Source organism: Paraburkholderia sp. PGU19 (genome assembly GCF_013426915.1).
Lineage (GTDB): Bacteria > Pseudomonadota > Gammaproteobacteria > Burkholderiales > Burkholderiaceae > Paraburkholderia.
Map to the genome: position 1 here is coordinate 748,642 of NZ_AP023183.1, position 21,926 is coordinate 770,567.

At 60.0% G+C, this 21,926-nt stretch carries 23 protein-coding genes; 10 read left to right on the top strand and 13 right to left on the bottom strand.

What is annotated here, in order from left to right; genetic code table 11:
• Nucleotides 1-1,247: 1,247 nt before the first annotated feature.
• From H1204_RS50535 to H1204_RS50550, 4 genes are all read left to right on the top strand, one after another.
• Nucleotides 1,248-2,267 carry a PRTRC system protein D gene (locus tag H1204_RS50535; RefSeq protein WP_180736612.1) on the top strand — a complete coding sequence of 340 codons (1,020 nt, stop codon included), beginning with the start codon at nt 1,248-1,250 and terminating at the stop codon, nt 2,265-2,267.
• Nucleotides 2,264-2,455: a hypothetical protein gene (locus tag H1204_RS50540; protein ID WP_180736613.1), complete on the top strand. Its 192-nt coding sequence runs from the start codon at nt 2,264-2,266 to the stop codon at nt 2,453-2,455. Before H1204_RS50535 ends, H1204_RS50540 begins: the two co-directional genes overlap by 4 nt.
• Entirely contained in the window at nt 2,446-2,649 is a 204-nt protein-coding gene (locus H1204_RS50545) for a hypothetical protein (RefSeq protein WP_180736614.1), read from the top strand. Before H1204_RS50540 ends, H1204_RS50545 begins: the two co-directional genes overlap by 10 nt.
• Before the next feature lie 233 nt (nt 2,650-2,882).
• Nucleotides 2,883-3,122 carry a hypothetical protein gene (locus H1204_RS50550; protein ID WP_180736615.1) on the top strand — a complete coding sequence of 80 codons (240 nt, stop codon included), beginning with the start codon at nt 2,883-2,885 and terminating at the stop codon, nt 3,120-3,122.
• Nucleotides 3,123-3,194: 72 nt separating this feature from the next.
• Here the strand turns inward: H1204_RS50550 and H1204_RS50555 are convergent, their stop codons facing one another.
• The 5 genes from H1204_RS50555 to H1204_RS50575 all read right to left on the bottom strand — a co-directional run bounded on the left by H1204_RS50555 (nt 3,195) and on the right by H1204_RS50575 (nt 6,517).
• The gene (locus tag H1204_RS50555; protein ID WP_180736616.1) at nt 3,195-3,416 is read right to left on the bottom strand and encodes a hypothetical protein; all 222 of its coding nucleotides are present in this window, start codon (nt 3,414-3,416) and stop codon (nt 3,195-3,197) included.
• Nucleotides 3,417-3,519: 103 nt separating this feature from the next.
• Nucleotides 3,520-4,602: a primase-helicase zinc-binding domain-containing protein gene (locus H1204_RS50560; RefSeq protein ID WP_180736617.1), complete on the bottom strand. Its 1,083-nt coding sequence runs from the start codon at nt 4,600-4,602 to the stop codon at nt 3,520-3,522.
• A gap of 267 nt (nt 4,603-4,869) precedes the next feature.
• Complete coding sequence (locus tag H1204_RS50565; RefSeq protein ID WP_180736618.1) at nt 4,870-5,649, bottom strand: hypothetical protein; 780 nt, start codon at nt 5,647-5,649, stop codon at nt 4,870-4,872.
• 11 nt (nt 5,650-5,660) lie between these two features.
• Nucleotides 5,661-6,095, bottom strand: coding sequence for a hypothetical protein (locus H1204_RS50570; RefSeq protein ID WP_180736619.1), 435 nt, complete (start codon nt 6,093-6,095; stop codon nt 5,661-5,663).
• A 110-nt stretch (nt 6,096-6,205) separates the two neighbouring features.
• Nucleotides 6,206-6,517 (bottom strand): hypothetical protein, encoded by a 312-nt coding sequence (locus H1204_RS50575; RefSeq protein WP_028366956.1) that lies wholly within the window; start codon nt 6,515-6,517, stop codon nt 6,206-6,208.
• A 387-nt stretch (nt 6,518-6,904) separates the two neighbouring features.
• On the opposite strand from H1204_RS50575, the gene H1204_RS50580 reads away from it, so the two are divergent.
• From H1204_RS50580 to H1204_RS50605, 6 genes are all read left to right on the top strand, one after another.
• Nucleotides 6,905-7,579 (top strand): nuclease-related domain-containing protein, encoded by a 675-nt coding sequence (locus H1204_RS50580; RefSeq protein WP_180736620.1) that lies wholly within the window; start codon nt 6,905-6,907, stop codon nt 7,577-7,579.
• Nucleotides 7,580-7,989: 410 nt separating this feature from the next.
• Nucleotides 7,990-9,324, top strand: a complete 1,335-nt coding sequence (locus H1204_RS50585; protein ID WP_180736621.1) for a hypothetical protein — start codon at nt 7,990-7,992, stop codon at nt 9,322-9,324.
• 66 nt (nt 9,325-9,390) lie between these two features.
• Nucleotides 9,391-10,575 carry a FlhC family transcriptional regulator gene (locus H1204_RS50590; protein ID WP_180736622.1) on the top strand — a complete coding sequence of 395 codons (1,185 nt, stop codon included), beginning with the start codon at nt 9,391-9,393 and terminating at the stop codon, nt 10,573-10,575.
• 13 nt (nt 10,576-10,588) lie between these two features.
• Nucleotides 10,589-10,759 carry a hypothetical protein gene (locus H1204_RS50595; protein WP_165778933.1) on the top strand — a complete coding sequence of 57 codons (171 nt, stop codon included), beginning with the start codon at nt 10,589-10,591 and terminating at the stop codon, nt 10,757-10,759.
• Between the two features lies 1 nt (nt 10,760).
• Complete coding sequence (locus H1204_RS50600; RefSeq protein ID WP_180736623.1) at nt 10,761-11,132, top strand: hypothetical protein; 372 nt, start codon at nt 10,761-10,763, stop codon at nt 11,130-11,132.
• 199 nt (nt 11,133-11,331) lie between these two features.
• The gene (locus tag H1204_RS50605) at nt 11,332-12,309 is read left to right on the top strand and encodes a CAP domain-containing protein (protein ID WP_180736624.1); all 978 of its coding nucleotides are present in this window, start codon (nt 11,332-11,334) and stop codon (nt 12,307-12,309) included.
• A 702-nt stretch (nt 12,310-13,011) separates the two neighbouring features.
• Here H1204_RS50605 and H1204_RS50610 read toward each other — a convergent pair.
• The 8 genes from H1204_RS50610 to H1204_RS50645 form a co-directional block, all read right to left on the bottom strand.
• Nucleotides 13,012-14,157 (bottom strand): hypothetical protein, encoded by a 1,146-nt coding sequence (locus H1204_RS50610; protein WP_180736625.1) that lies wholly within the window; start codon nt 14,155-14,157, stop codon nt 13,012-13,014.
• Between the two features lie 15 nt (nt 14,158-14,172).
• Nucleotides 14,173-14,760: a type 4 pilus major pilin gene (locus tag H1204_RS50615; RefSeq protein ID WP_180736626.1), complete on the bottom strand. Its 588-nt coding sequence runs from the start codon at nt 14,758-14,760 to the stop codon at nt 14,173-14,175.
• Nucleotides 14,761-14,825: 65 nt separating this feature from the next.
• Entirely contained in the window at nt 14,826-15,944 is a 1,119-nt protein-coding gene (locus H1204_RS50620; protein WP_180736627.1) for a type II secretion system protein, read from the bottom strand.
• A gap of 15 nt (nt 15,945-15,959) precedes the next feature.
• Entirely contained in the window at nt 15,960-17,675 is a 1,716-nt protein-coding gene (locus H1204_RS50625) for an ATPase, T2SS/T4P/T4SS family (protein ID WP_180736628.1), read from the bottom strand.
• Between the two features lie 83 nt (nt 17,676-17,758).
• Nucleotides 17,759-18,418 carry a hypothetical protein gene (locus tag H1204_RS50630; protein ID WP_180736629.1) on the bottom strand — a complete coding sequence of 220 codons (660 nt, stop codon included), beginning with the start codon at nt 18,416-18,418 and terminating at the stop codon, nt 17,759-17,761.
• Nucleotides 18,419-18,422: 4 nt separating this feature from the next.
• The gene (locus tag H1204_RS50635) at nt 18,423-19,031 is read right to left on the bottom strand and encodes a hypothetical protein (RefSeq protein WP_180736630.1); all 609 of its coding nucleotides are present in this window, start codon (nt 19,029-19,031) and stop codon (nt 18,423-18,425) included.
• A complete protein-coding gene (locus tag H1204_RS50640) occupies nt 19,018-20,373 on the bottom strand; it encodes a hypothetical protein (protein ID WP_243469176.1) in 1,356 nt (451 codons plus the stop codon). The genes H1204_RS50635 and H1204_RS50640 overlap by 14 nt, the downstream gene beginning before the upstream one ends.
• A complete protein-coding gene (locus tag H1204_RS50645) occupies nt 20,310-21,926 on the bottom strand; it encodes a type II secretory pathway protein (RefSeq protein ID WP_180736632.1) in 1,617 nt (538 codons plus the stop codon). The genes H1204_RS50640 and H1204_RS50645 overlap by 64 nt, the downstream gene beginning before the upstream one ends.

The following is a 21,926-nucleotide window of genomic DNA, read 5'->3' on the forward strand; positions in this document are numbered from 1 at the left end:
GTTGCACAGCCACCTGTCCGCACGCCGCGGCGCGGGATACGTTTTCAACCTGACCGCTTCTGACGGTCGTCGTCGTTCGCACTGCGGGCGGGACGCCGGGAGCCTATCCCCTGCATCAACCTGACCGCGCTGCGCGTTGCGTTCCCCGCCGGGTACGGCCTTCCCGTCCTTTAGCGATTCCATTCGATCAGCCCCGCACGTGGAAGAGACGTGCATCGACTGTCCATCTGCTGCCTGCTGCGAGAGGCCGCGCTCACGCGCGATGCCTGCCTGCGATACCTGCTTTCCCTGCCATCACCGCACCGGATCTGCCTTTGCAGAGTCCATCGTCGTTGATCGGGGCCGCTGTCTCACAGGTTGGGCCGCAGCGCTCTTTCGCTCCGCGATCCCGACTCCGCCGACTGCTCTGGCTACCGTGCCGGCCTACGACACGCTTCGCGTGCCCGTGTGCGTCTGTCTATCGACTCGCACGACTCTGGCCAAATGCCCGGCAATACTTTTTGCGCGCTTCTTTCTCCGGCTGCGCCCGCCGTTCGTCTTCCGTACAGGGATGTGTTCGCTTTGACCGCGACTACATACCCCCACCCCCAAGTCCGTTCAATCTGCCGCTGCGTGTCGGGCTTCATGTAACGGTCCCAGCTCCGTGTGCTGAAAGGGTGTGTCCATGCGTGTCTGAGTCGTCGCGCGCAGTGTCGGTAGTGTCCGACTGTCCGCTTTACACGTCACCTCATCGCGCAAATCTGGGCAAAACCGCCCGCTAACCCAATGGATATCGCGTGTCCGGGGTCCTCAGTGTGGACCATGGTGCATTTGATTTGATTCAGAAAAAGGCCGCGTCAGAATGCGGCCTGTGACAGGAAGGGTTTTCGCCAGGCAAAGCGATCCCTTCAATGGTGAAACTCGGAGGTCGATGCGCTGATCGCGCGGTGGGTAACGAAGAGAATAGCTGCGCTCGCCCCTCCCGAAATTGCTAAAGCTCCCTAAATGTTGCGAGCTTTAGCTTCCTTGACTTTGATCGTCAGCCGATAGAGTTGGAACGTCACTCGCGGTTGTGGGGCCAACGTTGGCCCCAACTCGGCCCCAAGAGCAGAAGACGTCATTGCGGCAGCGACTCTTCGGCCCGTACTTGGCCCCAGCAGGGACCAAGAACAGAAGCCGTCATTGCGACAACGATCTTTGGCCCGTACTTGGCCCCTGCTGGGGCCGAACGCGCAGTGAACATTGATAGACAACTCTGGAGAGAGCCCATGAAGGTATCGGTATTTGCAGTCGACGTCGGTTACGGCAATACGAAAAGCGCATTCCGTATGGGGTCGGACATTGCCACCCAAATGTTTCCCTCGGTGACGCCGATTGCGGTGAGCGAGGCAGTTTCGAGCTATGGACAAGGCGTGCTGCACGCGCGCAAGGTATTGCCGATCGAAGTGGACGGCGCGACATACGAGATTGGCCCAGGCGTTGAACTGTCCTCCGCATACGGCAATGCAGGTCGAACGCTATCGGAAGACTTCTGCCTCACGTCGAACTATGCAGCGCTACTCGGGGGATCTCTCCAATTTGCGGGCGTCACCGAGGTCGACCGCATGGTGCTGGGGCTCCCTGTTCACACCATCAACAAATATTCGGCGCATCTGCGCGATGCGTTCACCGGGACGCTCAACTTTGGCCATGGCGATATCCGTGTTCACTCAGTAAAGGTAGTGCCGCAACCCCTAGGATCGCTCGTATCGTTCTCCGAGTACGGCGGTAGCCGCTTCGATCGCGAAAACGCCCATCTGGTGATTGATGTGGGCTACTTCACGACTGACTGGGTGGTCGCTCACGGCTTCACGATGAATGACCGCCGCAGCGGCGGCGCTCCCGGTGGTGCATCTCAGGTCTACAAGAGCATTGCTTCGTTGATCGCAAAGAGCGAGAAGGAACCGGTCGATGACATCGAACGGATCGACAAGTGCCTGCGCGAGAAAAAGCCGCTCCTGTTCTACGGGAAGGATGTTGACCTTATCCCCTATCTGGAACAGTCGCAGGCCATCATCAATGCCACGGTCAAGGAAATGCAAAACCGTGTCGGCCGGACCGCGGATTTACGCTCGATCGTCCTCACCGGTGGTGGCGCTGCTCTGTACGAAGCCTCGATACGCGCCGCGTTTCCGCGCGTCAAACTCGACGTGCTCGACGCTCCCTGCTATGCCAATGCAAAGGGCTTCCTGATCGTTGGTGAGGCAACGCTTGCTCGCGAACGCAAACCGGTGGGAGTCGCTGCATGATTGGAAAGGCCGTGGTCAAAGTCACGCTCAATGAAGCGACGGACCCTGATCTTTTCGCCTTCATCAAACAGTTCGACAACGAGCGCATGCGCGCGGGCGCACTCAGGGCGCTCGCGCGAGCGGCGCTCAACGGAGGGACGCGAAACGTGTTGCATCCGGCGTTTCCGTGGAGCCGGTCATGCGCATGACCGAACCGGCGACGCCCCAGCCGAAAACAGAAGTAGCAGATATGGTTGAGAGCGATCCCACACCGATCTTCTCTGTCGATGCTGCCCCGGCCACGGCGTCAGAACCGCTCGAGTCCCGCGCTGCCGAGCCGGCGATCACCGGCACACGGCGTTTTAACACGGACGCTATCGCCGACCAGTTCGCCGACTTCTAGTCGCGGCCGATGTCCTTGACTTCGCGCCACATTTGCGAAGATAGGTCATCGGCCCGCAATAGAGGGCTTCACTAACGGAGTAGAAACGATGGATCTCCTGCACGTACTCACTAACGCGGACTGGACTCGGGCCGCGCGCTTTTGGCTCCTCGTCGCAGTCGGTGTTGCCCTGTGGGAATCGGCGTATCACCTCCGCAGCGCGGTGCTTTCGTGGCTTCGAAAGGATCGCGACCATGCTTGAGAGATTCCGGGCTCTCGATCCGCTCGCACGGCGCGCGGTTATCGCCGTCGGCCTTGCGGGGTTGATGTTTATCGACCTACTCTTCCCGACCTGCGATGTCACGGTGTGGGTCTTTTTCATCTGCGGCACCGCCTTTCTTTGGGCGATCGGAATTCTTCGCCCATTCCTTATCATGATGTACTACCTTCTGCGGACGGTGATCCGACTCAAGACGCGGCCGTGGTGGTGGTGATAGAAGGACGAGCGGTCCGTACAGTCGAAAAAAAACCCGGCACGTAGCCGGGTTTGTCTTTATGGGGTTGAGTCAATGCAACAAGGCAATAGCGTGAGTTCGACCCTGATGGCGAACGCAATAGGTCCACGCGTCATCCAGATCCAGGCCGACCTTTTCGGGTTTCGTATTCACTGCCTGACGCCGGTCGATCACATCGTAAGCCTGCGCCTCCGACTTGCCGACCCGCACCGAACCGTTTTCAACACCCGAAGTAGCGACAATCTCAAACCGGCCAACAATCATCTTGAACATGCTTCTCTCCATGAGAAAGGCCCAGAGGGATTGCGGCCCCGGCGGGGACGAATCCCCACCGGGCGGTTAAGAACAACTACTGAGCGGACAAAGCCGCTGTCAATCAGATGTGCAGCGCCTCGCGCGTGCTGCCGAGCCGCACAGGGACGGCTGGCCCGCGAGGCTTGCTACATGACGTCATCCATTCGTCCGCGAAGTCAGTCCCGCGAACCTTCGGGCGGTGAACGATGGCGGTATAGCCGTCGGCGCGAAGCCGTTTCGCAAGTGCCAGCGCATCAGCCATCCCAGGAGACTTTCGCGTCTTCGGATCAACCGCATCAAAATCCGCGAAGATGTGCACTACGCGAATTCCATAGCCTTCAGGAACAACGAAGTCGGAAAGCAGCACACGGTTGAGGCAGTACCACACCGGCACGCCGAAAAGCATGTGTGCGCCGAGCACCGATTCCAGCCCTTCTCCCACGCCGATCTCGCCGTTGACGGGATCCATCAGCCGGACTGCGCCGCCGTTGAGTTTGTGCAGCGTCACGTCATTCATCTTTGAAGGCAGGACTTCGCCATCGTTAGTGATGATCGTTGCCTTCGCGGGCTTAGACCGATCAAGGAACGTCCTGTGAAGTGTGCCGAGGCGTCCATCGGGCAGCGTGAATCTGGCGAGAATGCCGGGCCACTTTCCAATGACCTTTTTTTCGTGCCGATATTCGAGCATTGCCAGACGGAGCGCCGGCGACGACGGAAGGTCGAGACCGGGCACTCGCGCACGCAGATACCTCGACACGAGATCGTCGTGCCCGTGCACCACGGCGCTGCTCCACATCGACTCCAGCCGCTTTCGGGCCCATGCCGGATCGGCCTTTCGACCGGGCGAGGGCGCAGTACCAGAAAATCGCGGCGTATCGCGCGCCGGCAACTGCCCGCCGTCGAGCTCGAGCATCAGCTCTCGAAAAGTGATCCCCGCTGCCTTGCAGATTAGCTCGAAGCCGTCGCCGGCCTTCATGCTTCCTTCATTGCACTTGCGGCACACCCAGTCGCCGCGGCCGCGCTTGTTGTCATATGTGAAGCGGTCGTTACCGCCGCAGATCGGACAAGGCGCGCCTTTTCCGGTCAATGAGGTTGCGGGCACTCCGTACTTCTGGAGCAACGCTACCCACTGTTCCGGGGACAGCTTCAGGTCCTTAACATTCATATGTCACTCCAGTAGTGGTGTGGTTGAGGTCGATGCCTTTACAGGCGGTGAAACCGTTGCTCAGAAAAGCCGTCCGTCACGCGTAGGTCACGCGGAACGGCTTTTCTCAGCAAGGACGGGCGCTGCCGGTTGGAGTACTGAAAAATGCGAGGAAGAAAAACCCACACTTCGCGCCCAGCCACCCGTGAGGGATGGTCAAGGCAGCGAAGGTGAGCAGATACAGGAACAAAGGTGAGAGAGTTCGGGATCAGATGTTCTGAATGTCCATCACGACTTCTTTTTGATAGACCACAGCCACTTGTCCCACAGGACTTGAGCGCCCGTTCCGTCAAGAATGGGCTCCCCGCGCGAATTGACTGCAGGCACCTTCGTCTTGCCGAGTCGCCGGACTTCGACCCGATCACCAATGAGGCAGTGCGTCTCGGCGATTGCGTCACGCAGGCCTTCGCCCTGCAGCAGGCGGGTCTGTCCACGGTTCTCTAGCGTCAGGCAGAACGACTCGTAGGTCTTGCCGGGACGCTTTCCATCGGGGAACTCGCGCTCGCCCCACTCCGTTATGACGCCGTAGTGCGGACGCTCCGTGCGATGCGGCCCCGACGCTTTCGTGGACGGCGCCAACGCTGGTGCCGCATTCTCGATCACGACCGGCGTGGTAGCTGCCTTGACTTGCACAGGTGCACGAGGACGCTCTGCCTCTGCGGCCTCACGCTCCCGGGCGACCGGCGAAGCCGCTGCCTTGATCGCCGCAGCGATCGCGTCCCTCAGCGGGCCGGGATGTTCGTCAACGACGGCCCAGTGAGGTTCGAGTGACGGTACGAGCTTCATGCCGACAGGCGTGTCGCGCAACTGGTAATCGAAGGCCGGGCGAAACTGAACGACTACATCGCCTTCGTCGCGGAACAGCCGCGCCTCGCCTGCGATAACGACCTGACGCTCGTTGCGGCCCCCTTGCCCTACCACTACCGGTGCGGGCGCTGCCGGCGCTGATACTGGCTCCCGAAGGCCAAAGAGTCCGCTCAGGACTTTGCCGAATGTCGTTGCTGTCATCTCCGGCTCTCCTACAGCAAGGAGCCGAAGCAGCTACGACGAACCTCTTCCATGTCCCGCCTGAGCAGCGGATTTTCCATGATGATGTCCTGCAGCGTATCGGTAGGGTAACCACTGATCTCACATACGTAACGGTACGGCAGGGCGCCGTCCCAGAATTCCATCACCCAGCCAAGGGTTGCGCGATAGTCCTCCAAGTCGATCTTTTTACAGTTTCGAATTCTCTCGCTGATCAGCGCACAGCAGTCCGCCAATGACTCGGGCATGTTGTCGCCCCGACGGCTGTCCCTCGCAAGGCTTACCAGTGCATCGACCATCTTCTCGCGCACCGCTTCGCTCCAAAACTGTGGATCGGGCAACGGATCAGGCTTGAGGGGCGATCTAACAACGACCGGCAATTCGCCGCCGAACATGTCGAGCTGCCATGCCGCGATTTCTGTTTCCATGGGATTTCTCCGAGAAGCGGGAAACCCATGCCCCGCAACGGGAAGGGTTCCCGTTGGGGTGAATTGCAAAGACGCCCTGGAAGGGCGTCCGTGCTGTTGAGGCGACTCGACTATTCGTCGGTGCCGGTCTTAAGAGGAACAACGACAGGCGATTTCGCGTACTGTCGTTTGATAGGTGTTACAGCCGCCGTCGGGACCGCTTCGGCCTGAGGCTTGGCAGTCGTCGGCGTTGCCGGTGTTGTATCGCTCGTCTCTTTCTCGTCTTTCAACGCGTCGCGAATCGCTGATCTGATCCATTTAATCGCGAGGAAGCCGACAAAGAGTGCGGCGAAAAATGAATGTGCCGCGAGCCAAAGCGCAAAGCACACAGCGAGAAACGACATGGGCGAACGAGTCGCCTTCATCAAGAACTGCTTCGGCATTTCTCTCTCCAGAAAAATTAACGCACTAGGGGATGTCCAGGCTGGAAGGCACTGGACCGTTTCGATGCCCTTGTGAGCAGGGAAATCGGGCGCGCGGAGAGACGCTTTCCTCACGGCTCGGTTAAGACGTGACAAAAGCAGCTATCGGCGGAAGCGAACAGGGGATAGAGCGCGGCCGCATTACGTCACAGGGCCAACAAACTCGAGTCGATGCGTCCAAGACGCGGGATAAGAGTGACTTTACGCATCGCCAGTCGACCCGGCGGCGGAAAAGCTTCAGAAAACAGGTGTGCTTTCGCCTTTGCAATACGAGTCCGGCGTCTTTCGCTTCCTTGACTTCGAAATAGTCGTGTCAAGCTGATCTCATCATCAACGCATGGGGCAGCAATGTTTCTTGAGATTCTTCTGGGAGTTGCCGCGTGGCAAATCGTCGCTCGAAAAAAACGTCCGTCGTTTGGCGACCTGTTCCGGCGAAAACCCACGGACCGCAGCTCGGCGCTCGGAGAAGCAGGCGAAGCGAAAGCGCAGGCCGCGTTGCGTAACAGCCTGACCGCTCTCTGCGGCGCTGACTACCATCTTTTCAACGGGCCGATCATTATTGAGCACGCGCCTGGCGCGGCCTTCCCCACCGCCGAGATTGATCACCTCGCCGTTACCCCGTTTGGCATCTTCGTGTTCGAGACCAAGAATTGGTCGGGCTATATCAGTCCTGCCTCGGTTCCCGGCTTCCTGACGAGGACAGATCGCGACGGCAAGGCAGAGGACCGCCGATCGCCGCTGGAGCAGAACCGGACGAAGGTCGCCTTTCTCCGCAGCCGCCTTCCCTCGCTGTGGCCCGCCGCCGGTGCAGGTTTGCTCGTGTCTGACGATGCACATCTCAGCCCCGCGCTCGATTCCGACCTTTTGTCTCTCAGCGACTTGCCGCACTGGCTGCGCGCGCGACGCGACAGCTACGCTGGGATTCCATCCATCGACGTGCAGAAGGCTACCGAGGGAATCGCGGTTCTGATCGAAACGTCCCCTGCGGCGATGGACGCCCACCGCGCCCGGGTTGCGAGGTAAAACTTACCGCCTAGCATTAGAGTAATCGTTTTACAAATGTCAAATGCCCCTAAATGTTTCAGAAATGAAACCGTTATCTATAACTTCTGTTCTCGAAAACAGGGAGAGCCGGACCAGCCCTCCACCAAAAGACGGTGCGAAAACGTCGTCTTTCACAGGTTGGGCGCGAATTCAACGCGTTACTCTCTCTTACAAATTGCGTCAACGGCTTCGTCGACGAGTTCAAGGCCATCAGTGCACTGCTCCAGGCGTGTGAGACGGACCGCCTGTCACGCCCTACGGTTAGCCGGCTTGGCCGGGCAATAGACAAACAATAAGTGAGTTAGCGAAGCAACGCTTCGATTTAGGGCGAATGCTCTTTTCAACGACGACAACGAGGGTGGTCGTCCTTTCAACTTCTGGAGAGAAGAATGCAAAATGGCAAGACGTCCAGAACTGACCTGAGGCTTTCGAGCCGAGCGCCAGTTCACAGGATGGTTCCGACAAACACGTACCAAGACGACGACACGGCCTCAGCCGCGGATCTGGTCTCGTTCGATCCGATGACTGAGTTTGTCTTCAGTGTGCAAGACCCGAACGCAGTGACGCGCGACAGGATCGCGGCGGCCGCGCGCGAGATCTTTGGCTCGGGGCCCGAAGGCAGCGACTTCATCGCGAAGCTCGTTGAGCACATGCTGTCGGTTGCAGAGTCACGCGCGAAGATCATTCAGGAACTGATCATCCTCGGCGGCAACCTTCAGCAAATGGTCAACATGGCCATCACTCATCACACCGGTAAGGTCGGTGACACACTCACTGCGCGCCGGAAGGCAGCGCAACTCTGCTTTGACTTCTTCAAGGTGGTGCTGGGTATCACACAGCCCAGCGCTCGTGGCTACATTCGCTGTCACCAACGATTTGCGGACGACGCTGAAGCGATCCGTATCTTCAGCTATGGGGAACTGAACCTGCTAGCCGCCAAAGACGTTACGGACGAGCAGATCGACGCCATCAAGCTCAAGAAACGGGAAGCCGAAGAGCTTAAGGACCCCAGCAAGAAGATGACACGGGATGACGTCGAAAGGCTGCTGCGAGAGTTGCAGCTCAAGGACGAGCAAGTCGAAGACGCCGCCCGCGAACTGGAGAACATCCACGAAATACTTGAGGACCACAAGACGCAACTTGAGGTCACTGAGCGCGAGAGCCAGCACCTCAGGGAGCAGCTTGCCACTTACGAGCGTCATCTTGCCGAAAAAGAAAGCAGCATCTCCAACCTTCGCACCGCACTGACCGAGCGCACTTCCGGCTATCCGGCGATGGAGCAGGAACTGGCTGCCAAAAACAAAAAGCTCGAGGAGCTTTCGCAGCAACTTGTTGCTGCCCAGAATGCGCCAGCGAAAGTGGAAAAGGTCGAAGTTCCCGTTGAAACGCTTCCCGCAGGCTATCAAACAACCAAGCAAGCGGTGATGGAAGCGCTCGATGAACTCGAAGAGGCAAAGAGGAGGACGCAGGCCCTCAAAGACGAACAAGTCAACATCGAGGCGGAACTCAGGCGTCAGCAAGCCGAACTGATTGCCAACAAGGCAGTGCACACTTCTCTTGAAGCGCTGACCGCCGCCTGGGAGGACGTCAGCGGCAAGATGAGCTCGTTCCAACTGGCTGTGCTGGCATCCACGGATCCGAAGCAGTACGACCCCGCGCTTGAGGCCCTGGCTGCGCAACTGCGCAAGTATGTCGCCGAAATCGAAGCAGCGTTGCAACGGTAATAGACCGATGCGATAGCGAATGGCGCCTTGGACCGGGCGCCGGATCAACACGAAGAATGAACAAAAATGTCTACTGATAAAGCTCTCAGCACCGAAGCACGCAACGTACTGCTCACCCCGTGGTTGGCTGAAAAGATCCAACGTACGAACTTTTCGCTTACCGACTTCATGTTCCTTGCGCTCGCCGGACATTCCGAGCTCGAAAGCATCTTTGGCGTCTCGCTCGCCAACATGGACACCTTCCGGCAGCATGCCGCCGCGAAGGCAACGCTGATGAATCTCCCGTTTGTCGCGCTTGCTCCGGTGCTTGAAGATCCACGCGACTGGGAGACTTTCGTCGACGGCGCAATGGACTCACATAACGTCGAGAGGCTAACCAGAGAGATGCCGCGGGTGGATCAAATCACTAGCCGCGACATCTATCACTACAATCAGGCGTACGTCCAGCTGCTCAAGGACGTGTTGCACATGAACGTCGCCGCGATCCCTCTGCTCGGCATTTCCAGGGAACTTGCGTCGTATCTCAAAGGGCTGCCGATGGCGCGACTCGACAACGCGATCGGCGCAATCAAGTTCCCGTTGTTCCGGTGGCGTTTCCACGACGCGAATTTCTGGATGGAATTTAGCGCTGGCTGGCTTACCGAAGAGACCGTTGCGCACTACCTGATGCACACGTCGCCCGTCAGCACCGCATCGCTGCCTTATCAGAACGCCTGGACGGATCTGCGGCTTGAACGCAGCGACAAGGAAGTTTTCGCCCGAATGATGATGGCACAAGGCTGCCGAGCTTCGACTGCGACAAATCTTTTCAACCTCAATCCGGGCAAGGCTCGAGCCACATATAAGCACATCCACGGCGTTAGCTCTCCCTGCGGATGCAACCCAACGTCGCTCACCTGGTATGTCGAACAATCGGTTCATCGGCTCCAGGCGACGACATACGTGTGGTTGTACCGCAGCGCCCTGGACAACGGCGGAAATATTCCCGAAGCGCTGATTGCGGCGAACGACATCATGGCCAAGACGTTCGGCAAGAGTCTTGTGATTACCGCAGATCGCGGAAACCATCTGACGCGAGCGATGGCGCTCGACTCACGCCTCACGATGGCGGCCTGTCGCGGTTGCGGCACCGATTATGTCCTGTCCAACGGCGAGGGAAAGATCGAACTGGCGAAAGACTTTAGCTGCCCCGGCTGCAACTACCTTCTCTCGCCAAAGAGCCAGGTGAGCAAGCGCAAGCAACCACATTAAGGGAGGTCGCGCCATGCATCAGGATTTCGCGGTTCAGATTGGGTTGGTGGTCTTTTCGCACGATGGCCGCGTCCAGTTCGGCTGGCGCGATATTGAAACTGGCGAATTCCACGCCGAAGCCGACGGCCAATGCATCCCGGGTGTGATCGGCGTAGTGGAGTTCACAGCGGACGTGATGCACTGATATGCAGGACTTCGCTTATCTTTTTGGCGACAGCGCCGCGGCGTGGCTCAGAGGCCGTGGCGACGCTCGCTTCCCGCACTACGAGCGCCATTACAGAACCGAGCGTCAGGCGATGCCCGAGACGTTCGACCTCGAAACAGCCAACGAACAATATGCGAAGCGGTGTGAGCAACGATCCGGCGCCCGATTATTGCGCGTGCTGGACAGCAAGGCGTTCAAACATCTGGTGTTCTTCCTCATTATGGCGTGGGGAGGATCACTGCTGCTCACAACGGTCGGCAAACAGCAACCCGCGATCGCGGGCACGGTGCTCGCCGCGCTTTTTATTGCGATCCGCATAAACCGACGGAAAAACCGCTCGGCACCCCAGTAGCAATCGGTTGCGCCTACGCAACGACACTCTCGCCGCAACCGCTTACCGCTCTTTACAATGCCTTCGCACGCAAAATCTGAGGTAAGTATTCGCGCCTTCGAAGGTTTCGGCCGACGCTGCCTTGACTTTGGATTGCGCTCGATAAGATGAAATCAAGGTTGCGCGGGGGCGCGGCCACATTAAACACGAGGACCTAAGAATGAAAAGCAGCAAACTCGCATTGACTTCGGTTTCTATCGCGGCAGCTATTGCTCTCGCAGCATGCGGTGGTGGCGGCGGTGGTGGCAGCAGCACGGCGGCGGCACCTTCGACGCCCGCGAGCAGCCCGACTGCGGGTAACTTGACCACGCCGCAGTACGCAGCCGACAGTGCCCAACTCGCCGCTTTCAATCTGTTGAACCAGCAACGCCAACAGTGCGGGTTCCCAGCCCTTCAAGACAACAGCCTGCTCGATCAGGCGGCCGTCGGGCACGCGCAGTATATGGGTCAAAACGGCGGCACCGTCACCGACGATGAGGTTTCCGGCAAGCCGGGGTTCATTGGTGTCTCGTATGTCGACCGTGCCGCCCATTTCGGCTATTCCGACTCGTTCATCGGCGGCGTAAGCGCGGGTTATTACACGAACGCAAAGCTGACGGAGACGCAGTACGGTCAGCAGTTGGTCTATGGCTGGCTGTCCGGTGTTTATCACATTGGCGTCGGTGTTTGGCCCGCATCGGCTATCGGCATCGGTACAAACGAAACCACGTTCAACGGGTTCCCGGTCGTTCAAGGCTCGATGACACTCGCGCATCAGCAAACAATCCCGGGCAATATGCCGCTGACCTATCCGTGCCAGGGTATCACTGGCGTTGCGTATAGCAGCGGCGGCGAAACGCCGACACCGCCGAACACGTCGGGCAACTGGGGTACGCCGATCGCGGTTGCAGGAAATGTCACCGACAAGGTAGTTCTCACTGCGGGGACCGTGACTGATACGTCCGGAACGGTCACGACGCTCCAGCTACTGAATTCGTCGACGGACCCGAACCATCTGGTCCTGGCGTACGAGGCAGTTGCATACCCTGCAACGCCGTTGCTGCCGAACACCACCTACACGGTATCGCTTACCGGAACAATCAACGGCACAGCGTTCTCGCGCAGCTTCTCTTTCACCACGGGCAACATCATCGGCTGACCGATCGATCACAGCGAAAAAAAAGCGCCTCGAAGGGCGCTTTTTTTTAGTGATTGCACTGGCCGCTGCTGGCAGAACTAGCCTGTGCCATGATTACTCCAACTACGTTTGAGCCATTGACGTAGCACGACGCACCGTAGTTGTTTCGGTCGTAGCAGGGTAGCGAGTAAGTCGGCCCATTGTAGGCACGCGTGAAAACGTTCGTGTACGCTGGAATGCCGTAGACCGAAGCCGCCTGTGCGGCAATCCGAGCGTTGGTTGGGTCTGTGAGATCATAAGCATTCCATGAGCCCGTCGCCGTGTAATCAGCCGGAATTTGTGCATTGCAAATGCTGCTTGGGTCTTTAGGTGCACTAGGTTGACACGAAAGCCCAACCCATGACGACCCGTTCCACGAGGGCGCTCCGTTCTGGTCATATCCGGACGGACAAGTCGGCGGCGGAGTATAGCTGCACTGTGGATCGCTGAACTTTGAACCGATCCAACGAGGCGGCGTGACCGTTATCCAGCCCGGGTCTGTCGAACACAAATTACCAGGCGTCTGGTAGGCGCGAGTCAGATGCGGAGTGCAGGTCGCGTCGTAGTAATTGGACGTGCAGACTACGGGGTTGCCGGCCATTGCAATGTTTGCAGATAGCACCGAGCAAAGAAGCGTTATCCGCATCGACGTTCGAGAAGTTTTCCTCTTCATTTTTTTGTTTCTCAATATGAGCAATATGTTCCCGCGTAGGCCAACCCCGGGATGCCCGCGCCTGGCCCGTTTGTGATACGGACGATCCAGTAGGTCCCGTTGTCGTAGGCGTTGAAGTTCACGGAGGCAGACTGGTCCACGTACCAGTTCTGGGGAGTGAGTTCCACAATGGCGGTCCCGCCTGCTGGACACGACGGTTTCGCCACGATCCCGCCGTCGGAAACCGGGTTGTATCCCATACGCAGGACACGCCCGCCATTTGGGAGCCAGATACCTGACTGACACGTCAATTGCTGTCCCGACCCATCGCTGTTGTTCGCGATCGCGCCATTCGGCGAACATGGACTGCGCGGAGAAGCGATGTTCCCTGCCTGAAGGGTGGTGGTCGACGTCACCGTGTTGCCCTTTATCGCGCCCGTTGCCGTCACACTCGCTGCCGTCACCGCCCCGCTCGCCTCGATCGTCTGCGCCTTGATGTCGTTGACGTTTTTCAGACTGACGTTATTGACGTCCTGGTCGCCCGTCCATGTCACGCTGCCGTCGCGCCGGATATAGATCGAATTGCCGTCCGAATCAGGACCATTCGTGGCCATGATCGATGCGGCTTTCGATCCGAGCGGGTTCGGGGCGGTGAACGAACCATTGATGCCGGTGATAGTGCCGGGCGCCTGAGCATTCGAGTACCCGAACTGGCTCGTTCCAGCGAGCTTTGAACCCGCCACGGCGATCTGCGCGGCTCCCGCGATGTCTGCCTTTCCGCCCTTCAGTAGAGGCTGCGTCGGATACAGCGCAAACGAGACATGACAATTGCCCGCCGCTTGTGTGCAGCCCGCCGGCACCATCGTCATGGACACCGCATACCCGCCGCCCCAGAACGGGCCCATGCTGTGCGCCTGCTTGAGATTACCCGCCGTCTTAAGCTGGTCGACCGTTGGCGGCGTCAACGTGGCGTTGTTGCCTGACGCGGTGTATTGCGACAGAAGCGATGCAAAGTTGTCGGTGATCCAGCTATCGTAGGCTGTGACGAGCGTCGCTTCGTTCTGGCCTTCAACAGCAAGCATCGTATCGCGCTTGTGCGCGACGTCTTCCTTGATGCCCTGCATCGTCAGAATCGCCGCGCCAAGCAGCACGAACATCATTTCGAGTAGGCTGCCCATGGACGCCTGGCCCGATCACGTACGCGACGTATAAAGCTGCAGCGTCGCATACGCGCCCGCCGATTCACAGGCCGAGCCCGCCACGCTGCTGCTGAACGTCGTCGTTGGGCCTGACACAGTCGTAGCGCCAACAGCGACCTGCGAATACGTGTTGGTTAGCGCCGCGACACTCATCGCACAAACGGCAGTCGGCACCTGATACGACATGATGATGGAGTCGTTGGCTGTGCTGAGCGAGCCAACCGAAATGGTCACCGGCTGGTTGAAGATGCCCTTCAACGACGACTTGTCGGATGCCAGCCGCGCACCGGCCGCATCAAATGCGCGGTTGGTCGCGAGCGTGGTCAACGTCTCCGCCCCAAAATCCGCGTCGTTCTGCGTCGCGTTCAGGATGCCCGTATGGAACATCTGCGCTTCGCTGGTGAACTGCGACGACTTGATGGTCGTATAAACGTACGCGCTACCCTTGATGACGGCGATCGCGAGCAGTGCCGCCCCCGCCATGTATGCGCCTGCCTCGATGAGCGACAGTTCGCCGGACTGCTTCTTGAGCCGGCCGAACTTGATGAGACGCGCCCGGTTTGCCACCTTTTGCTGTTGCATGGAATGTTCCCCGAAGATTATTTACATGCCGCGCCGTAACGGCCGCGATCCTATAGAAGTTGCATTTATTGCGAGCCTGCCGAAGGAATGCCGCCACTCATGTTCACGGCACCCGTCACCACATACGATCCGATACCGATGGTCATGAACACGACGACCGCGAAGCCGAGCAGCATGTAATGCGTGAGCCGCGCATTGCGCTTCACCGCCTCGACGACACGCGCGAGCGATTCGCGGCCAAGGGACTTGATGGCCGCCTCGAACTGGTCGCGCCCTGCGGCATCGGTGATCGTGTCAACGATCATTTCCGAGAAGATGCCCGTGTCAAGGGCACGCATCGGTTGATCCGGCCGCTGCGTGAGGCGCTTGCTCATCGTGTTCAGGTGCCACCGCATCCACGGATCGGCGCTCTTGGCGATCCGGTTGATCGCCGCGCGCAACGTCAGGTTCGATTCGAACAGACCGGCCAGCGAGACGATCAGCAAGGCGGCCCGCATGTCGCGCCGATTGCGCCACATCAGCGGAAACCGGTCGAACCGGTTGCGAAGCGGCCCCACCCAGCGCTTGAGGGTCCAGAAATAGCCTGCTATGAGGCTCGTGACGATTGATGCTGAGATCCACCAGTAGTCGTAGGCGAACGTGTCGATGTGGTAGAAGATCTGCCCGAAGTCTGGCCACTGTTCGAGCGGCTTGATCTCGACAACCTGCGGATAAATCACCCCGCCGAACATCATGCAGAAGCCGTACAGATAGACGAGCAGGAACGTCGGGTAGGCAAGCTGCAGGGACGTCTGCGAAGACAACGTGCGTTTTGCAAAGGCCGCCATCTCTGCCAGCTCGAAGCCTCGGATCACCGCGTCTTTCAACGTCGATTCGCCGGCAATGTCGAACAGCGTGTACTCATCGCCGGGAATATACGGTCGTATCGCTGCGGAAAACGAGTCGCCCTTCACCAGGCGGGCGCGCACGCGCGCGAACACCTTCCACTCGATCCGGTTGCGCGCCCTGTTTCGCGTCTCATAAGTCTCCAGCCGCTCGCGCAGCGTCTCGACGTCACGCAGACCTTTCTTTTCGATATCGAGGCGCGTTTCCTTGTAGAAGGATTCACGCACGCTCTGGAAGCGCCAGCGCGCAAGGCGCATCTGCGTCGCTTCGGGAAGCATGGCTATCAACGAACTGAACATTACGCACGGACCTCGTCACAGTTTCCCGTCAGCACCCGGCATCACGCGATATTGCGCGAAGGACTGCATCGAACGGTTGATGAATTGTGGGTCGATTTCGCCGCGCGAAGCCTTGAAAAGAGCGTGTTCATAGACCGTCTTTCCGGTCATGTCCTCGTTGTCGAAGCCTGTCGTACGCTCACTGCGCCATACGGCGCGTGCACCACGCCAGTCGCGCGTGGCGATACGCTCGCGGAACTCCTCTGTCGGACGGTAAAGCTCGGCGACCAGCGTCGGCCGCATCGTGCCCCCTGCCACCTTGCCGTCCCGTGCAAACAGGCCATCCAGACGACAAGTCGGGCATCCAGCATGATTCCGGCACGCCATCTTCGATGTATCGAGGCCAAATTTCGAGCGCAGCAGTTCGAGATCCCGCTGAGGCATCACCTCTTCGGCGGGCAGCTTGCAGTCGTTGCACAGCGTCGGGACGAGCTTCTGGTTTCCGACCGCGTTGATGAAGCCCTCGGCGGCCAGTTCGTCGATCGGCAGCTGTAGCCGGCCACCCGCCATCCGCATTACCGCCGAGATGATGTCGCCCGCATGCAAGGAGAAACGGACCGGGTGCCCGGTCATTGCCAGTTCGGACACCAGGCCCATCACGACGCGGTCACGCACTTCCGAGATCGTCACGTCGTCCGGGTCCATCCGCATGAGCGTCCGGATCACTTCCGCATACTTGCGGCTCGCCTCGTCGTCTGACTCGTCCGGCCGACGGATGATCGAGATCTCCGAGAGCCACGGCAACGGATATTCGGACGGCTCACTGACGGCGAACTGCTTCTTCAGTTCCCGGTCGGGAAGCATGTAGGAAAGTGCCCGTAGCAGCGTGGTCTTGCCCGAACCCGTCTCCCCGGTGAGCACCGTAATGCCCCCGCTGACATGATTCAGCGTCTCGATCAGCGCAAGCTGGCTCGGCGACAGCCCCATCTGGTCAGGCATCAGCACCGAGTAATTCTTGAAGTTGCCGTCAAGCAGACGCAAACCAACGTCGTAACCGCCAACCGTCGACGCGGACTGCCATCGCAGGTTCACCGTGTCCCTGCCGAGGACCAGCGGAATCATGGCCGACTGCGGTGCGCTCGGCTGGAATGAGTTCCCCGAGTTCGTGTTCTTCTGAACGAGGTCCGAGTAGGCGGCAGACAGCGCCCGGCGCACCATGTTTTTCGGCAGCCGCCGATAGGTATAAAGGTCACCGTTCACCCGAAAGCGCACTTCGACTTCCGACAGGAAGTCTCGCGGCTCGACGTGGACGTCGCTCGCTCCGTACGCGTGGGCAGCCTCGATAATGTCACGGAAGTTGCCAATGGCGCGTGATGCCTCGCGCTCCCCACCCTTGATGGCAACGTCACGCTTGCGCTCGTAGATGGCCGCGATGACCTCTTCCGTCGCGATCATTTCTTCCTGCACAAGCAGGTCATGCGACGCGAGGTCTTTCAAAAAGGTCGCGAACTGTGCGCGTTCGCTAAAGCGCGCTGTCGTTGCGACGATCGCAATGCCTGGCTGAATTTCGACCGCAACAAATTCTTTGCGTACGGCCGCCGATACCCGGAGCACCGAGTCCGCATCGACCCCCGTGATGACGCGCTTGTAGTCTGGTAGCGCCTCTGCGGAGACGAGCGTCGGCCTCCCGTTCAGCGCGCCTGTAGGACCGCTGTCATCGTCGTCATCGACGGAAGGAGGCAGGTTATCCATGGCCCGCTCGACGCGCGCGCTAGCGGGCGGGCGGCTCGCGTAACCAGGCGCGCTCGATTCTGCTTCGGTTGCGACCGGCGCAGTCACTGGCTCGGGCCCCTCGCCGCAATCGCTGGCCGGTCGGCTCCTTCAGTGCTCGGAGTGTCAGCGCCCGGCGCGGCAGTGGACGCTGTCGGCGTTGGTGGCGAAAAAGGACGCGCAGGCACATCGTTCATTCCGGCGTCGGCGCGAGTCTGTTGCGCAAGCATGGCTTCCAGCTCGCGCAGTGCCCTGTCGCCTTCCGCGTAACGGTCGCCGAGACCGCTGACAACATCGCCCGCGTTCGCAGCGCTGTGATCGAGGTCGCTTTCGACAGACCGCGACATCGGTGCAGTTTGCGCACGCGCCGTCGGCTCCGCTGTGCGAGCCGTCTCGACCCGCGATGCTTCGTGCTGTCGCGCTGCCGTCTCCCGCTCCGCATGCGGCGCCGCTTCCACCGCGACAGACTCAGTGAAATTCTCGACGTCCTCGATGTCGTCGCCCGACAGCTTGCGGCCGAGGAACGACACCGTCGGATTGATGGCGCGCGTCGGCTCTTGTGCACCGTGCTTCGTGCCTTTGACGAAGCTCGGCTCCTGCGCTACCCGTGTGGCTGACCCGCCGCCCTCGACAAAAGAAGCGGGTCGCACGCCACGCAGACGTTTCAGGAAACTGCCACCACCTGCCTGCTCTTCGTCCGGTTCGACTCCAGAAAAAAGGCCCATTTGCTTACCTCGCGTTGAAAAGCACCGTTGTCGGACCCATACCAGGGGCGCCCGGAGGCAGAGGGCCACCGAGATCCGTTACCGCGCGAACGGCAGCACTATCGCCCGTCGGGCCCGATCCCGTGTCGGGCGCGGATATGACCTCCGACCACGTGCGCTTTCCTTCGGACACCGTGACGTGATACCCATCGACTCGCGTTACCACCCAGCCGTTGAGCAGCTTCGCGCCACGTGCTGCCGAGTAGATACCCCCCTGATAGTCGTACAGCACGTGCGCTCCGCTCATGTCGCTGTACGCGCCAACGAACGAGACGGGTGGGCTGACGCGGGCGGGAGGTCCTTGCCGTTTAGGCGGCTTGCTTGCGGCAGCGGAATGAGCATCGGGCGCTGGCGCCGGTGAATTCAGCGGCGCATTGAGTCCGACGCCCACCGAAGCAGCGCCCGCGGGAGGCTGTGTTCCATCCGCCTTGCGCATTGTGTTGACGAGGTTCTGACGCGCGAGCCCGTCAATGTCATCGAGCGTGAGGTGCTTTTCGTCTGCATGCGCGAAGCCCGTCACGCATAGCAGGAAGAAAGATGCCGCCGTGCGACGGGCCGCGTTATTGGAGAACATAGTATTTACCCTTCGCGGTGAAATGCACGCCGGTGCCGTCTTCTTTCAGTTCGAGCTCAAGCGTGTCCAGAGACATGTTGTCCGGCAGCCGCGAGAGCAGCCGGCTTTGCCACATATAGCCTTCGATGCTCCAGTCACCCGACTGGACGAGCGGACCTTTCACCTCACCCGCAAGCGGCTGACGTGCGAGCAGACGCTGGGGCGGTCGGAGCGTGACCACATAGCCGTGACTCATCAGTTGGTCGGGCTTCGTCGACAGCCGTTGGGGATCGGTCTGAAGCTGCTTGATCAGCGCCTGTGCGGTCGGCCACTGCTTCGCCTGCGCAAGCGCGAGCTTTTGCACGCGCGGCACGGCCGGGCCCCTCGTCTGGAGCGACAGACCGCCCGCATCGAATACGACTGGCCGCATGTCGGCGGACGCGCGGGCGTCAAATTCCTTGAACGTGCCGCCCTCACGCTTGTAGGTGATCGAACAGCTGCCCGCCACGCCGCATGACGCCTTATGGAACTGCCAGCCCGCCATGTTCGTTTCCTGATTTCGGAAAATGTCGAACAGGGCAGGCGCAAGTGCCGATGCCATCGGAATCTGTCCGGCAAACGCCCGAGCGACCGCGGTCTGATAGTCCTGCATGTAGCTCGGCGGCGGCGCTGGCGGTGGCGGTGGCGGGCTGATATAGCTCATCGCCTCGCTCATACCGTAGATGAGCGCAACAGCAATCACCATCACCGGGATCGCCGTCGGCACCTTGACGGGCACCTTCCTGATCAGGCCAACGCTCTTGCCGCGCAGCAGTTCGCTCACGGCGAATGGTTCGTCGACGTCGCCGAGATCGGCGCCGTATCCGATCGTGACGAGATCGACGCGGTTTTTAGCGCACTCGTCTTCCCACGCGACACGTTTTGTCTCAAGCGTATGCAACGCAACGGTTTCGTCGACACGGACGGTACCGCGCACGACCAGCACCGCATGCACGCGCTGCCCGTCCTGGATCAGCACGAGCACGGCAGATTTGGTGCGCACACGCTCGAGCCCGGCGACGCGCGCGGCCGCCGAATACAACTTCACACCGCCCTTTCGCTCCACAGCGTCGGGCGCGCAGAAGCCCGCAACCGTCTCTTCCTTGCCCTTGAGTTCAACGTAGTGCGTCGCGTCGAGTTCTTGCGCATAGCGCCGTCGCTCGGCTGCCCCGCCCTTCGTCGCGTAGGCGCGCCACTCCAGGCCAAAGACGAGCCTGGCCTTCTTTTCGTTGGGAATGGTCTCGAAATGCATCACGCCGCTCACATCGACGGTACGACGGTCGCGGTCAGCATGATCACCTGGAACGTCTTCGCCTTGTTCCACGCACCACTGATGCCCAGGATACCGTTGTTGCTCGACCCGTCGTAGTTATTCGTAATCGCCCCATACATGACGACCGTCTGACCGTCAGCGAGCGCGATGGTCTGGTCATCCTTGCTGCCCACAATATCCGGCAGCTGGATCTGCTGGGCCGACTCGCCCGAACCGGTTCCGATGGTGGTGAATGGACCATTCAGCTTGGAGTTGTCGCTCCAGTAGGACAGGATGATCTGGTTGTGATCGTTCACAGACGGCAGGATGTTCACGAAGTCACCGACCGTAACCGACCCCGGTTGCAGGCCCGGCACCCCGCCCGTCGTTCCGCTGATCGAGCCTGCCGATGGCGTGGTCGCCGCGAGGTAGCCCTTCGTCTCGAACGAGCCGATCGACACGGGCAGACCATTAAGCGTCACCTTCGTCTGCGTGTTATCCGAGATTGTCTTGCCATACGTATTGACCGCACTGACGACAGCGTTCGTGCCCGTCAGGGGCGCGTTTGGCTGCAGGATCGACAGACCAACCTGGCCAGCTGCGGTCGCGAGCGTCGTCGGCGAGACGATGCTGATCGAGTACTTCTTCAGCCCGTCCGAGATCCGGTTAAAGACGATGTCTGCACTTACGCCAGCCTGCGAGCCGTCGTTGAGGGCGATCTGCAACGTACGCACACGAATCGCGACCTGGCGCGTGAAGACTGCGTTTTCGTGCTTGAGCACATCGCTCATCCGGTCGACTGCCTCCTTCGTATCGCGGACGGTGACCAGACGGGTCTGCGCATTGACCGTGATCTTGCCCAGCGGAGTTTTCAGGCTCTCCAGTTCCTTGGTGATCGACGCGATCTGGTCGAACGTGCCGTCCCGTCCCGTGGAGGTGATAGCCGAGAACGAACCGGTGTTCGCGCTGGTTGTACCCGTGCCATTAGCCTGTGAGCCCGTTGAGGTGTCGGTGCCCTTCGACATCGTTGACTTGATGCTCACTGCGCCCGGAATGGCGGCGATCTGGAAGGTGCGAGTTACGAACCGCGAGATATTGATCGTCGCACCATCGAAGCTCCACGCCAGACCGAGATCCTCTGTCAGGCTATGCAGGTACTGGCCGATGCGCGCGTTTCCGGCCTGCCGGTAGACGGGTTCAACGGTGCCACTCGCGGACGGCAGCGGACCACGCGCCTGGCCGCCCGCCGTGCCCGAGGCCGTATCTATGAGCGAGTCGCGCGAGATGAACACGTCAGGGCTCAGGTGAACGGGATATCCCGTCGCATTCGACACCAGCGTTGCGATCTTCGTGATCGGGAGGTTCGCTGGCAGTGTGATGGTCTTTTCACGGAAGACAGCAGGCAGCGTAGCCTCATACGCGACTGGCACAAGCCGGTCGCCGAGGAACGCAGTCGGCACATGTTCAACGAGCGGCATGGAGTCGCCGGTATTCGCCATCGCATGCGTGGCGTCACGCGTCGCCGCATCGTATGCGCCGTTGATGTCGGATTGCGAGATCGCGCAACCCGTCAGCGCGGACGCCAGCAGAAGGGAAACAGCAGCCTGGAAACGGTTGATGCGCAT